Source organism: Paenibacillus sp. JSM ZJ436 (assembly GCF_044383795.1).
GTDB classification, from domain to species: domain Bacteria; phylum Bacillota; class Bacilli; order Paenibacillales; family Paenibacillaceae; genus Paenibacillus_AQ; species Paenibacillus_AQ algicola.
This window is the reverse complement of sequence record NZ_JBISEO010000004.1, coordinates 154,537-167,793: the sequence shown is the minus strand read 5'-3', so window position 1 is coordinate 167,793 and position 13,257 is coordinate 154,537. Positions and strand designations below refer to the sequence as shown.

At 35.6% G+C, this 13,257-nt stretch carries 22 protein-coding genes; 2 read left to right on the top strand and 20 right to left on the bottom strand.

Annotation, left to right across the window (positions count from 1 at the left end):
- Positions 1-7: 7 nt before the first annotated feature.
- Positions 8-1,303, bottom strand: coding sequence for a DNA sulfur modification protein DndB (locus tag ACH6EH_RS06980; protein WP_397331711.1), 1,296 nt, complete (start codon positions 1,301-1,303; stop codon positions 8-10).
- Between the two features lie 471 nt (positions 1,304-1,774).
- Here ACH6EH_RS06980 and ACH6EH_RS06975 point away from each other — a divergent pair, with 471 nt between their 5' ends.
- On the top strand, positions 1,775-1,984 hold the full coding sequence (locus ACH6EH_RS06975; protein ID WP_397331710.1) for a helix-turn-helix domain-containing protein: 210 nt from the start codon (positions 1,775-1,777) through the stop codon (positions 1,982-1,984).
- Positions 1,985-2,101: 117 nt separating this feature from the next.
- Here the strand turns inward: ACH6EH_RS06975 and ACH6EH_RS06970 are convergent, their stop codons facing one another.
- On the bottom strand, positions 2,102-2,641 hold the full coding sequence (locus ACH6EH_RS06970) for a type II toxin-antitoxin system PemK/MazF family toxin (protein WP_397331709.1): 540 nt from the start codon (positions 2,639-2,641) through the stop codon (positions 2,102-2,104).
- Between the two features lie 67 nt (positions 2,642-2,708).
- Here ACH6EH_RS06970 and ACH6EH_RS06965 point away from each other — a divergent pair, with 67 nt between their 5' ends.
- On the top strand, positions 2,709-3,215 hold the full coding sequence (locus tag ACH6EH_RS06965) for an RsfA family transcriptional regulator (protein WP_397331708.1): 507 nt from the start codon (positions 2,709-2,711) through the stop codon (positions 3,213-3,215).
- 47 nt (positions 3,216-3,262) lie between these two features.
- Here ACH6EH_RS06965 and ACH6EH_RS06960 read toward each other — a convergent pair whose 3' ends face one another.
- The 18 genes from ACH6EH_RS06960 to ACH6EH_RS06875 form a co-directional block, all read right to left on the bottom strand.
- Positions 3,263-3,490, bottom strand: a complete 228-nt coding sequence (locus ACH6EH_RS06960) for a DUF7667 family protein (RefSeq protein WP_397331707.1) — start codon at positions 3,488-3,490, stop codon at positions 3,263-3,265.
- Between the two features lie 433 nt (positions 3,491-3,923).
- Positions 3,924-4,073 (bottom strand): hypothetical protein, encoded by a 150-nt coding sequence (locus ACH6EH_RS06955; protein ID WP_397331706.1) that lies wholly within the window; start codon positions 4,071-4,073, stop codon positions 3,924-3,926.
- Positions 4,074-4,114: 41 nt separating this feature from the next.
- Positions 4,115-4,255 carry a hypothetical protein gene (locus tag ACH6EH_RS06950; RefSeq protein WP_397331705.1) on the bottom strand — a complete coding sequence of 47 codons (141 nt, stop codon included), beginning with the start codon at positions 4,253-4,255 and terminating at the stop codon, positions 4,115-4,117.
- A 353-nt stretch (positions 4,256-4,608) separates the two neighbouring features.
- Positions 4,609-5,706, bottom strand: a complete 1,098-nt coding sequence (gene tnpB, locus ACH6EH_RS06945; protein WP_397331903.1) for an IS200/IS605 family element RNA-guided endonuclease TnpB — start codon at positions 5,704-5,706, stop codon at positions 4,609-4,611.
- 282 nt (positions 5,707-5,988) lie between these two features.
- Complete coding sequence (locus ACH6EH_RS06940; RefSeq protein ID WP_397331704.1) at positions 5,989-6,156, bottom strand: hypothetical protein; 168 nt, start codon at positions 6,154-6,156, stop codon at positions 5,989-5,991.
- Between the two features lie 466 nt (positions 6,157-6,622).
- The gene (locus tag ACH6EH_RS06935) at positions 6,623-6,847 is read right to left on the bottom strand and encodes a hypothetical protein (RefSeq protein ID WP_397331703.1); all 225 of its coding nucleotides are present in this window, start codon (positions 6,845-6,847) and stop codon (positions 6,623-6,625) included.
- Positions 6,848-6,889: 42 nt separating this feature from the next.
- A complete protein-coding gene (locus ACH6EH_RS06930; RefSeq protein WP_397331702.1) occupies positions 6,890-7,063 on the bottom strand; it encodes a hypothetical protein in 174 nt (57 codons plus the stop codon).
- 65 nt (positions 7,064-7,128) lie between these two features.
- Complete coding sequence (locus tag ACH6EH_RS06925; protein WP_397331701.1) at positions 7,129-7,332, bottom strand: hypothetical protein; 204 nt, start codon at positions 7,330-7,332, stop codon at positions 7,129-7,131.
- Between the two features lie 326 nt (positions 7,333-7,658).
- Positions 7,659-8,132: an HNH endonuclease gene (locus ACH6EH_RS06920; RefSeq protein WP_397331700.1), complete on the bottom strand. Its 474-nt coding sequence runs from the start codon at positions 8,130-8,132 to the stop codon at positions 7,659-7,661.
- Positions 8,133-8,309: 177 nt separating this feature from the next.
- A complete protein-coding gene (locus ACH6EH_RS06915) occupies positions 8,310-8,549 on the bottom strand; it encodes a hypothetical protein (protein ID WP_397331699.1) in 240 nt (79 codons plus the stop codon).
- A gap of 141 nt (positions 8,550-8,690) precedes the next feature.
- Positions 8,691-9,581, bottom strand: coding sequence for a DUF3298 and DUF4163 domain-containing protein (locus ACH6EH_RS06910; protein ID WP_397331698.1), 891 nt, complete (start codon positions 9,579-9,581; stop codon positions 8,691-8,693).
- 55 nt (positions 9,582-9,636) lie between these two features.
- Positions 9,637-9,855 carry a hypothetical protein gene (locus tag ACH6EH_RS06905; RefSeq protein WP_397331697.1) on the bottom strand — a complete coding sequence of 73 codons (219 nt, stop codon included), beginning with the start codon at positions 9,853-9,855 and terminating at the stop codon, positions 9,637-9,639.
- A 101-nt stretch (positions 9,856-9,956) separates the two neighbouring features.
- Positions 9,957-10,121: a hypothetical protein gene (locus tag ACH6EH_RS06900; RefSeq protein WP_397331696.1), complete on the bottom strand. Its 165-nt coding sequence runs from the start codon at positions 10,119-10,121 to the stop codon at positions 9,957-9,959.
- A gap of 45 nt (positions 10,122-10,166) precedes the next feature.
- The gene (locus ACH6EH_RS06895; RefSeq protein ID WP_397331695.1) at positions 10,167-10,439 is read right to left on the bottom strand and encodes a hypothetical protein; all 273 of its coding nucleotides are present in this window, start codon (positions 10,437-10,439) and stop codon (positions 10,167-10,169) included.
- A complete protein-coding gene (locus ACH6EH_RS06890; protein ID WP_397331694.1) occupies positions 10,426-10,824 on the bottom strand; it encodes a helix-turn-helix domain-containing protein in 399 nt (132 codons plus the stop codon). The genes ACH6EH_RS06895 and ACH6EH_RS06890 overlap by 14 nt, the downstream gene beginning before the upstream one ends.
- 32 nt (positions 10,825-10,856) lie before the next feature.
- The gene (locus tag ACH6EH_RS06885; RefSeq protein ID WP_397331693.1) at positions 10,857-11,891 is read right to left on the bottom strand and encodes a hypothetical protein; all 1,035 of its coding nucleotides are present in this window, start codon (positions 11,889-11,891) and stop codon (positions 10,857-10,859) included.
- Between the two features lie 58 nt (positions 11,892-11,949).
- The gene (locus ACH6EH_RS06880) at positions 11,950-12,135 is read right to left on the bottom strand and encodes a hypothetical protein (RefSeq protein WP_397331692.1); all 186 of its coding nucleotides are present in this window, start codon (positions 12,133-12,135) and stop codon (positions 11,950-11,952) included.
- 557 nt (positions 12,136-12,692) lie between these two features.
- Complete coding sequence (locus ACH6EH_RS06875; protein WP_397331691.1) at positions 12,693-13,037, bottom strand: hypothetical protein; 345 nt, start codon at positions 13,035-13,037, stop codon at positions 12,693-12,695.
- Between the last annotated feature and the right edge of the window lie 220 nt (positions 13,038-13,257).

Below are 13,257 nucleotides of genomic sequence, written 5' to 3'. Positions count from 1 at the left end.
TCCACCTTTAACTACTGAAATGGTTTATCACCCTGTGTCTTGTTTTGCGATTATTAATGCCTCTTTTGTCATTAAGGATTTCCAGCAATTTAGGATCATTAAAATCAATCTTGTCAATGTGTTTCTTGATTTCACTTAATTCAATATCGTTGTCATAAAGTTTTTTAGCAATTTGTACGTAAGCAATAAACATCAATGGATGATTAATATAGGTATGTCTATACTCATTTGGATTATTTCTAAATTCTTCAACATAAGATCCCACCAAATAATCGAAGAAATTAACCAAGTATTTCGAAATTTGTTTTGCCTCAATTTTAGTTTGCGGATTCCAAATCTCACCTATTGCATATGATAAGACATCGAATGTGGTTAATTGACCTGCTAATTCGCTTACCTTTGCAGAAGAAGCTATTTTACCTGTTAGTTCAGACTTTAGTTGCAGGTCTCTCACAACTATATCCGATTGTTTTTCTGATTTCAATTCTTTTAAACGCTGCTGCTTAACTACATTTATCGTGTTGATTTGTCCAAAGTATTTCTTAGCTGTTTCCGAGTCATAAGAGCGGATAGACAAGATCATCTCCAGGTCTAGGTTAGGATTGATGGCGACAGCTCTAACGCCAGCCTGAAGCCTGTGAAAGCCATCTAGAATAGATATAACCGCACCTTCATTAATGGTTAAAGTCTTATTCTTGTCGTCATAATCAATAGGCTCTATTTCCGTTGAGTATACGTTTAACGTAATCATATCAGCCAAATAAGTCTCTTTGATCATGTTCTGTGCAATATCTGCCACGCTCTTTTTATTTACATCTGGAACTGGTACTACACCATCCTTGCTCCTTACGTATTTCGCACTCCGTTGAGTATCATAGTCGTAAATAATAAGCTGCGAATGAAACATGTTGACCAATTGAACCATAGATATTTTAGTTATAAAGTTTTCATAATCTAGCATCTGAACATATTCAAGCGTCAGAGGTAACTTTATTTCATTGTCTTCATTATTCTCTTTCACATGTTCTTTCGCTCTTGTTATTTCATTATCCGTAAAAAAATCATAAGGCGAAACCGCATTTTCTTGAGTTGTTTGGTATAATGCCAGACTAAGCAAGCAAAGCGTTGAAGCATCCATTTCACTCAATGCAGAACTATCATTTGCAACTTGTTGTAATATAGCTTCTGACATGTTGTATTCAAACAACGATTGATTCACTTCCTCAATCATTTTTCTTTTTGGCTTTATTGTATTTAGCACTTTAACAATATTGCTTTCAAGTACCTGACGATCTTTCTTCATGTTTTTCCACCTCTCTATATCCATTAGCAAGTTACTTTAAGTATACACAAATATATAAAAAAATAATACACAACTCACCAAAAAAAGGTTGAGCTATGTATTATTAAGGGCATTTCCCTATTATTATTTTCATTTAATTATAATACTACTGTGTTGTTGATTTGGTCAAATATTCGATAACCACTCACTTTAAAATTCTTCAAAGATTCAACGTTGTCAGAAGCTATTGATGTATTCTTCCAGGTCTCACATTTTGAAATTATGTCGTAATCAACCATTACCTGTATCACGTATCTTTTAATGATCAACAAATCCTTTTGTGTTATTTGAACTATTCTGCTACTATATAATCGTCTAATGAAGTGTTGTTAGATGAAGCAATGATACCATTATCGTATCAACTTAACCCAAATTATAATTTGTTATTTGAATTGTGTCAATCACTATTTTTATTCTTTTGGAGGAATTTTTATGTTTGTGGTTGATATCTGCCTTAAGCAAATTATTCAAGAAAGAGGAATATCAGAAAGAGAGTTGTCCAGAAGAACCGGAATCAGGCAGCCAACCATTAATGCTATGTGTAACAATCAGTCTTCTTCTATCCCACTGAAAAACCTGGCGAATATATGCGGAATTTTAGAATGTGATATATCTGATGTACTCAAATTACGCAATGCATAACAAATAAAAAGAGACCATAATGAGCTTGTCCATCGCTCAACTTGGTCTCTTTTAGGTGACTAAACAAACCACACTTATCACCTCAATATTTTTAATTGTTAATCTATTTCTTATATATTAGAAGCTAATTCCACATTGAATCATACAAGCCCTATCAATCATCCAAGCCATATCAGAAGGAATTTCTGTCACTTTATACATTAGTTTATTTTTATCTATAGTTACAAGCTGCTCCATCAAAACTGTGCTATCATCTTCCAGACCAACCTCATTTGCTTTTAGACTCACATGAGTAGGTAGAGATCTCTTAGTTCTGCTGGTGGTCATAGGGGCAACCGATGCTGTTGGAGCAAATTTGTTACCAATATCATTTTGAACAATACACACTGGTCTTACACCTCCCTGCTCGCTTCCACTGCGCTGGCCCAGATCCGCAATCCAAACCTCTAGTCTTTTTACCATTTTGTTCTCTGTTTTCACCGCTGTCATTGTGCTCATAGTATGTACACTCTCCTTCAAACTATTATTATATGTTAGTTGTTTTAGTATTATTACCTTTATAATAGTATTATAAACAAAAATATAAGTATTAACAACAGGAACTTTTGTTCTATTTGAAAAAGTCAATACTTTTAAGTTCCCTACTAAAATCCCCATTTTTTAGGAATAAAGTGTTGACAAATTGGATAAACATGTAATACATAAAAGGAGGCTGATTTATTTAATGAACCGAAAAGATGAATGGAGTTACGAAGAAGATCTTCTGCTGGCTCAAACTGTCCTACAACACATTGAAAGTGGTAGTACCCAACTAAACGCTTTCGAAGAGGCTGGGTCTAAATTAAGGCGTACTGCCGCTGCTTGTGGGTTCCGCTGGAATGGTGCTGTAAGAAAGCAATATGAGTCAGACATACGTACTGCTAAAGCCAATAAGCGTACTAAGAAATTGAACTTAACTCGTAACATTCATAGGCAACCTGACAACGAGGATAATCAAACACCCTTTGATCAGGTTATCTCAACCTTGCTTATAATTAAACAAGAATACACAAATATGAAACAAGAAATCGACAAAATGAGGGAAGAATTAGAGCGCTTATCTGACCAAGCTGATGCGAATGCGAATCCGTCACCTGCAGAAGATATCCAGAATCTGCTTCAAATCATTCAACGTGCCGAGAAATTAGGAATGTTTGATAAAATGAAAGCAAAAGAAAAACCTACCGCATAGGGTAGGTTTCTTTGTTTTAATGAAATCTATATTTGATCATGTTATGTTTAATTATTTTCATCTGAATTATCGTTCCACTCATCCTTGTTGTATACCATATACTCCATGTATGCCATGTTCTGATAGTAAGCCAGCGTCCAACAATGCTTGGCGTTTACCTGCAAACACTGAGCCATCTCTGTAATTTCATCGTCAGTCAGCGCTCTCATTTGATTGATCGTGTACAACTCAGCCATTCTTTGATGTACAGGCAATACCGATTGTGTGTTATTCATTTATCATCTCTCCCTTAGTTCTGATAATAAAGTATATGCACAATCGATTGTGATATTGCCTGTCCTATTGTGATTACAATTAATTATTTATCTGATTAATTACTACGCTGCCACACATCTTCAACAGTCCACCTCTTGGAGACTCCTTTTAACTCTGCTTGCTGGTTAATGTAATCCACTATCACATATGCTGCTTGTAGATTAGGGAGCGTCTTACCCTTGATCAGATTAGTCACAGTGTTCCTATGCACTCCCCACAAGGTCGATAATTCCTCATTGCTTACGTCTAATCCCAGGTCAATTAGAATTGATGCTATATAACACTTAATCTTCATAGAAAAATCCCTCCCATATAATATATTTCTCATGGGAGAGATTTAATCCTTTATTGAATTTTTATAACTATTCAAGGGTATATCATACTGCTATTTACTTAATTAATCTCACTAGCATTTTCAATTAACAGCTTTTCACATACAACATAATCATTAACTTCGATTACCGTTTCAATAAACATATTCATCTCTTCAATACTGTCAAACCATTCATAACAATTAAAACCTGGTCCTACGTAGGTCAGCAAATATCTGTTTATGACATTCACCTCCTTTCTAAAAGAAACAGTCATTTCATCAACTTTTCAATTTCTATTAATTTGGTTTCGCATTCATCGTCTGACCATTCTGCCAATACAAAGTCTTCAATTCCATACTCTTGTAAAATTTCACGAGCGGATTTCTCTTTGTAAAAATCATTAAACTCCACAGCTCCATCACTTCATTTGTTATCATAGAATAAACCTTTTACGAACTTACACGCTTCAACGCTCTATCTTCCTCATAATACTTTGCTGCCTTCCTTAACTCGATCCACTCTCCAGCGGAGTCCTGAAGCATCAATTTACGCTCTCTAAGCACTCCTCGCTTAAACACGATACACTGCCCCTGTCGAGCGATTAAACACTTCTACGAAGGCTTTAGAAGCCGATGTTAACTGATACACTCTATCCAGTTTGACATTCTCCATATCTATTTGATATGAGATTCTTGGGTAATCCAAAGTAATCTCTGGAAGTTGACCAAGCTAATCCGTATGTCCTACGGTAATTTAGGTTTATGTTACTCTTTCTTAATATTCTTCGCTGCGTTTATATCTGCGTTATCTTCGTGCCCACAACCCACACATTTAAACGTTGCCTGGTTTGGTCTGTTTTCTTTCGCCACATAACCACAACTATTGCATGTTTGAGATGTGTACTTTGGATCGACAGCGATAATTATTCGTCCATACCAGTTTGCTTTGTATTCGAGCATTGTCCTGAACCTAGCCCAAGATGCATCGGCAATACTTTTAGCTAAATTGTGATTCTTAATCATATTTGACACTTGCAAATCTTCGATGCTGATTGTTTGGTTTTCACGAATCAGTTTAGTGGAGAGTTTTTGCAAGTAATCGTTACGACAATTAGTTATTCGCTCGTGCAACCTTGCCAGTTCTGCTTTGTTTCTCTGATAGTTAAAGCAATCGTTTAACTTTTTATTTTCTTTTTTTGCTTTCTCTTGCTTGCGAGAAAGAGAGCGTTGAACTTTTATCAATTGTTTTTCATATTTCCTCAAATATTTAGGATTCTCAAAGAACTCGCCATCAGAGGAGATTGCAAAATATTTTGTTCCAAGATCAAGACCAATGTGATTACCGATGTATGGCAACTTTTTTGCTTCTGTTTCAGTCAAAATAGAGACAAAGTACTTTCCTGAAGGATTGCGTCTAACAGTAGCACTAATAATTTTCCCGTTAACTTCTTTGCTTTTTGCGAATTTAACAAGTCCAAGTTTTGGAAGTTTCAGTTTATTATCAACAATTGCAATATTCATTTTTGACGTATATGACTGACTGGACTTCCGTTTTGACTTGAACTTAGGAAACTGGTTCTGCTTCCTGAAAAATCGAGAATATGCATCATCCAAATCCTTTAATGAGGACTGTAATGCCGTTGACTCTGCTTCTTTTAACCATAATAAATCTTTCTTCAACTTTGTCAAATCAGCAGAACATGCATTATAATTCATCGTTTTGTTTTCTGTTCTATAAAAATCTTTACGTTTAGCAAGATAGTGATTGAAGACATAACGACAGCAGCCGATTGTTTTATTGATTATAGTCTGTTGTTCTTGGTTGGGATAGATTCGAAACTTATGAGCTTTGTGTATTTTCATCTTATTCACCTTATTCTCCTTGATTTCTAATATATTTTTTCACTTTGCCTAGAGAGACAAACCCTACTTTTACCACAAAGTTCGTATTCGTCCACATGGAGGGTTGGGCGGATATTAAAATGGTATTTGTGAATGCCAAATATACATCATCGCTCCATTACTACGGCCTTGCTGCTGGATTGACTCAACTACCTCATTGTTGATTACGATGTCGTATGTATTCATGTATTTAATCTCCTCTACATTATATTATATAATTAATAATTTGTATATGTTTATTTTTTAAGAAATTGTGATTACGTCTTCCGTTGTTTCGGCGTGATCCATAGCATCACTTTCCTCGATGAACAGTGCTGCAAACCGTTTGTCGCTAGTGTAAACTTTACCTCTGATCTCATACCAGTCATAACGAAGATAATTCATAGTTCCCTTTTCAACAATTGCATACATAGTTATCTCTCCTTATTTCCTTTTTTTGATTACACGTACCGCTTTGTATTCATATTCAACTTGATAATATTTATGACATTTGTAGCAACGATGTTCGCTTTTACCTACCCACTACAGTGGATGTATCTTCATTGGTATTGCAATAGGGGCAGATACTAATATCAATCTCTTGTGACATGTGAATACCTCCGTTTCCTGGTATCAGGGACTTATTTCGTTGGCTTTTTTGTAACATATATATTTTTATACAGTTTACTATTTGTTTGCTCCTTTGCGGCATTAATTGCAGACTCTGAACACATTTTTCACTCACCCCTTTATCGAATAAAGTACTTCTTTGATTAAAATACAATCTCTTTTTCATATACATCCTGCCTATGACAATTAGGGCAAGTGGCATCAATAGTGTGAACATCTTCGAACTCAATTTGACAGTGCTCGCAAACCCAGATCACATTTCTTTTAATCATTTTTGATCTTCCTTTCTTGATAAAGAATCTTTTAATAATATCTTTGCAATATCATCCATTTTCGTTTTGAATTCATGATTTGATTCATATTCCTTACACGCAACCCATATAGTTTTAAGTAGAAGTCTTTGAGCTTTTTCTTTAGTATGACGATAGCCCACGATGCCATTGGTTACCTCGGTAACGACATTATCAACGTCTGCAAATGTTATTCTATTCAATTCATATTCTCTCCTATCCGATCAAATAATCTTTTCATAAACTCATTCTTCGCAGCCATTGCGCACCTGCTGTATTCTGGTATCGGCAATCATATCAATTCGACGATGTGCCCAATATCTCATACGCTCCAATTCATCCAAGTCCTTTGATATACTCAATCTTGCTATATTTCCTTGTAACATATCCTTTTCATTGTTCAGCGTTCTTTCGTCCACCCTACACCCTCCTTCGCTATATTCGTCCATTGCCCTTCAAAAATCTAAGTGAAATATTCATTTGACTATGAATATTCTGCAATTTCAATAATTTCCTGAAGCTCAACCTCTGAAACTGCGGAGCCGAAAATAGTAAAGCCTGCATTTTTATAACTTTCAACATCTTCGTAGTTACAAACCACAATATCATTTTCATCAGTCATGACATATCTGGTTCTATTCATATCAGGCTCCTTGTAATCGGCGTATAACGAAATTTTGTTTCTCAAGTTATTGTCAAGAACCACCGTTTTGATTAACTTATTTCTGAATTTCATCATCTTCATCTCATCATGAAAACATAGTTTTATTAAGATACTGCTACAGGCTGCTTAATGGATTTTACGAACAACAGAGACCCATCTTCTTCGCACATGGCCTTGAACTTCAACATCTGATCTTCTCTTGGTAGTTTATATGTATTCACCACTAGTCGACCAAACACCTTCTCAATGACAGTCACTTCGTACACTGTTATCACCTCGCTATTTGATTAAATAAAGTATATCACACTTAAATTAGTTTGTATATGTTTATTTGTTTGTTACGCCAGAAATTAATCTGGCTCATTCGATTTGTCGAGAAGAGGTTTATGATATAATTCCTCCGCTTTCTTTCTGGCGTTTACTGCATCTTCCTTGTGTATAAAATACCCTAGATTAATACTCTTACCCTTAATACCAATGTATGCTTGCCATTTATTCCGAGCTACAACCCAGGTTACACCTTTGTGCCCACTTTTATTACCTTTGTGTAATTTTGCTTTTAATGCTGTCAGGCGAGTGCCATCAACACTATCTCTTTTAACATGCTCCAGCACCTTTTGATCTCGTTTTTCGACTTTCTTACACCCACAACTTTTATAGTGTCCTGCCTTTAAACTGCTACTAGCAACATAAATAATTTTATTGCAACTACATCGGCATTCCCACAACAAGGTATTATACTTATTGCGCTGATCACTTAAACATATTACCTCTAACTCATCAAATTGTTGCCCCGTCAGATCAATCCTTTTCGGCAATTTCATACACCTCAAATCGACTTTTTAGCCACAGTGGCCGCCCCTCGAACATTGCATCCGGCTTAATAGCAGATCCTTTGTATCCCTCTCTCAAGGATGCCTTAGCAGATTTAGTCACATTTTGCTGCGTAGTACCCGTCCGACGAGCAACCCACGCAGCCCCAACGTATTCAAGCGGCGGTGCTACTTTACCAGCATCACGCCAACAGGATTGTCCCAGTTACACGCTTCTGATTCATCCGTAGTCTCACTGTTAATCACTTCCCATGTCACCAGGTAAGTGTTGTTCTCGACATCTACGGCTTCAGCAATATACATTTGTCCATCGTCACTAACATGCGGATCTTGTAATGTTTTCAGAGTCTTACCTTCTACCTCTACCACTGTGGAGTTTGTTTTATTCAGCTCATTAAATGTTTTCATTGATATCGCTCCTTTTTTTTGTTTGGTTCCGTGTCATCTCTTGCTGTAATTAAATAATACCACATAAGGTTGTGTTACACAACCCCTAATTTAAGAAATTATAATAAAAAGCCGTCCAATTTGAACGGCGCAAGCATAACTCTATTTGATACGTTCTACTTTAACTCGATCATCCATATCCTCTACCTGCATATAGTAACTTGATCCATCCTTATAAATAATTACATCAGGACGATAGGAGTAGTGATAATCATATTTGTATTCAACCTGTTTCCATATTTGACCGTTACTCAAAACATATAGGTTATCTTCATCATATCCTTCAAAATCATCGTCAATTTTTGACTCAATCACGTTTTGCCCTGGAGATGCGTGAGTCGAGTATTGATTAGGCGTATCTAATACAGCCGTTGGTATTTTTACATCTACAAAGCCTTCTGAAAATGGGCCAACATCATAAGGATTAAATCTAATCACTATACCTTCGTTATAAAAATAGAAACTTGTGTCATTGCTAAGAGGATATTCATCGATACTTTCTTCAAATATATTCCTTCCTTTGTGATACATAGCACTTAAGGCATGACTGATGCCTCCATGCAGATTATATATTCTCTGATCAGACCCAGCCACATTGTTTAACATGATTCTATTCCCAGTGGAAATGTCAAAGTTATAAGTTGTTGAGAAATACAGTGAGTGGACGCCACCAGTGTTTACGTCATTAGTGTATACCACTGAAATTAGACCATTGTTGTTGTACTTGGTGCTTGCCATTGTCTGGAACCAATATGATTTTGATTCAGATTTCTGTTCTCTATCGTGCTTTGCCGCAATCACTGCATGCACCTTTAAGGCTTTATTAATCCTTTCTGCAATTTTTGCATCTATGCCACTCACCTGCACGTACTGTTGCCCTTTGTAAGTATGTACACTAGTTTTAACCTTGGTAGCAGCTTCAGCAGTCCAGGAGGGTAATGAGATACTTAACATGAGGCAAAACAACAACGTTAAAGATACGAGCTTTTTCATTCATCTCTCTCCTTTGAATATAAGTAAATGCATCACAAAAAGAGCAGCCTATTGACTACTCCTTTATAATCTTATGCCAAGCATCTTCAATTGCTTGTTCTGGGCTTCCACATCCATCGGATGAAACAGATCTTTTACCTGTCTCCCAATCTTCTAGGTAGCATTTGTGATAGCCTGTGGTTTTCACATAAGCAATGTATTCCCGACCATCAAGAGTTAACACATAAGTTTTTGCACCAGCCATTTGAACAATACTTTGACTTATATTTAACATGTTATCACCTCCAATATTAACAGGATAATTTTAACATCTGCTGCCTGTTATGTACAAGATGAAATCAGAGTTTAACTTAAATGTCAAAATCATTATATTTATTAAATCAATAACAATGCAGAAAATACAATTAAAACCACTACGCCAACAATAGCCAATGAATTAATAATGTCAGCAGTTACATCGTTAAATGTTTTAATCTTTTCTTCTCTCACACTCATGATTGTATTGCCATGGGAATCTCTATATTTGATCACTGTCTTCATGATTCATGCTCCTTTCTTAAAGAAATAACTGTTTTATCATCTTCTTTATTTAAAAACATGATCATGTCTGCCTGGAACATCCTCAAGATGGAAGTAAGAATAAGTCTCTGCGAGGATATCTTTAATTTCAACCTTTTGACGCTCTACAAAGTTTTTGTACAATTCAACATCGAGAATCCCCTCACTGACCAAATTAGAAGCAAACTCCATTCTTGCTACAATCTCAGCCATCTCATTACCCATCGATTTAACTTTGTTTCTTGCGTATCCAGTACAATTAATCTCTTTATTGGTTTCTTCCATGTTAATACGTTTCATTATTCATCTCTCCTTTGGTTTTGTAGTTATTTTCGAAATGTTGAAGCATGGTGTCTAATAGTTCTAAGGGAACTTCTTGTTTGACGACAATTCTCAAGAAGCTTTCTACCAATTCTTTTTTCTTTGAATTCATTGTCAAGTCATATATGTTACCTTCGGTGTGCTTTGATATATTGATGTTAAATTTATCGTTCTCTCCTAACTCCTTAGTGAAATATTCTTTTGATACATTAGGAAATATATCAACAATTTGCTCCAACCTTTTCTCTGGAATCTGACTGCTTCGAATGTACATCGAGATGTTGGCTCGATTAATACCCATTCTTTTCGCTAACTCCGCTCTGGTCATATTGTAAGTACTCAAAATATAATCTAGGCCAATCATTGATATAATCCCCTCCAGGTTGAAATTATTGGCTACCTTCTACTTACCATACCTCTATTATCTACTTTGTATTTAGATCCATATTCATGCGATGGACGTTCTTCCTTATAGTCGCTTTCATTGTCAGTAGCATTACTGACTAAAATAGATTTGATGTTCTTTAATTTTGACTTAAGATTTTCGTTTTCATTCTTATATTTACTTATAATTTTATTTAGTTTTGATATTTTTTCATTTGCAATTCTCAATTCATACTTGTGTTCAACTAACTGTGTCTCACTATCAATTAATTTTTCATGGAGTTTATTTATGTTGTTGATATTTTGTTCAAGAATTGTTAACTGTTCATTCATATCGTTCAAACTTTCTTTGTTATCACATGCCACCTCTATCTCCTCTGGAACATTGTTCGCATATTCTTCTGACTCTTGATTCAAATACACAATATTGTTTTTGATAATATATTTCTCTAAACTTCCAAACTTTTTCTCTATTGAATTAACTTTAAAATACACATTTTGCGGTTTTCTGTTAAGTTCTTTTGCTGCTTCTTTTACCGCTGACATTCTATTAGTTCCTTTTTCAGTTTCACGATCCAGGATTTTTGTTAGTTTAACTATTTCGGAATCAGACCACTGACCAACCACTATATCTTTCTGCTCTTTGGTTGATTCATTCTCGATATCAAGGAGATATCTCCTTACTTCTGCAGCTACTTCACTATCTCTCAAAAGCATACCAATACGTAGAACTGCTCTTCTAGTTAAAAGTTTTACTACAAACTGTCCTGGAGACAAGGCTTTTTGCAACTTGCCAAAAGCCTCATTTTTGCTTGTAATGGTGTGGATACCATCATCCACAAACTCTTTTTTGTGCCTCGCTAATATACTACCGATCGCACTATAATCAACTTCATAAAACTCAGAAACAGTTTTGATTGTCATGTGCTCTCCATCTGGCAACAAAACTAACTCTTTAACCTTGTCTAGAACTCCCGTACGATCTATGTATTGATTTCTAATGTTTTTACTTTCAATAAACACCTCGGATTTAAGTGCTACACTCATTTTTTATAATCTCCTTTTAAATATATTAATGTTTTGGTAACATCGTTGTTTCTATAATCTACAAAATCATACCCATAAAGTGTGCATCATCCAGCGAACTAATCAAACCGTCAAAGTCTTCTGATGGGCCGAGCATATCAGCGATTGCATAAACAGTTTCAATTGATACACCGTATTCATCTGCTAGTTCATTCAAATATTCTTTCCTACTGTTATAACCGTGCTCCTGGTAAACGTTATTCATTTGTTCTCATCTCCTTGATATGTATTCTTGCTATACTGATAATTATAAGTGCTTATTCATTAATGTCAATATTAAATTATGTTTATTTAATAAACTGATCTCACAATGACAAAAGTCCAAGCAGACAAACAAAGTGAATACATAATAACATTCTCCATCGTCAACTTATCTTTAATAAATTTCATATTAATCTTCCACCTTCCTGGATCTAAAATATGTTGACTGTTATATGTCTATTTCAATTTCAAATCTACAGATTAGTCTTAGCAAAGTGTCGATATTTAGGGACAACCGCACTTACTGAGTCTGAAATTTTAGCGTGTACCAGGTCAAACACGGCAGCACACTTGGAGTTCATACAATCAAGGGATATAGCATAATTGTAACCAGATCCTTCACCTGCTACGGTCTCCCAGTCTGCACCAGTGTAACCTATGTTTAAACTTAGCTCTGAGTCACAGTAAGGGCATTTGAGATTCTTTTTAGTCATCATCGATCATCCTTTCCAGAACGCCATAGTGTTGGCTGTTATATGAGATATTACGTTTCCCAAGTTATTATAAAAGTAACCTTTCATTCTGAAAATATGCTATGTGGGCATTAATCAAGTCCGAAATTTCAAACTCTGACTCATTGCCACAGCCAGACACAAAGCAAACTCCTAGGGCTGTTGGGTTGTCCTTGGATGCGTTTAACCTATCTGCACATGTGGGACATACATAATAAATCGTATCGCCTTCCTCATTCTCATATTGATCATCAAACCTTACACATATGAGCTCCTCAACATCTTCTAGCTTCCCATCCATTGCATCCTGAATCTGCTCGGAATTAAGTCCTGCTGTCTCTAATTTGACTTGTATAGCTTTCTGCTCATTGACTGTTAGTTGATTGATATACATGGTTTATCGTCCTTTCTATGTATCTTATTTTTTGTGTGTATGTTTACTTCATTGAAGCTCTGTACATGAATAACACCGTTTGCTTTCCTCTATGGCTCTGCCTTGCTCATTGACCGTGTAGGTGAGTGCTGAAAGCTCATCACACGTATAACACTTACCATAACCCTGTATCTGCTTATATGGTGCGGTATAAACTGTGTTAGTTGCTTCTGTATGCATC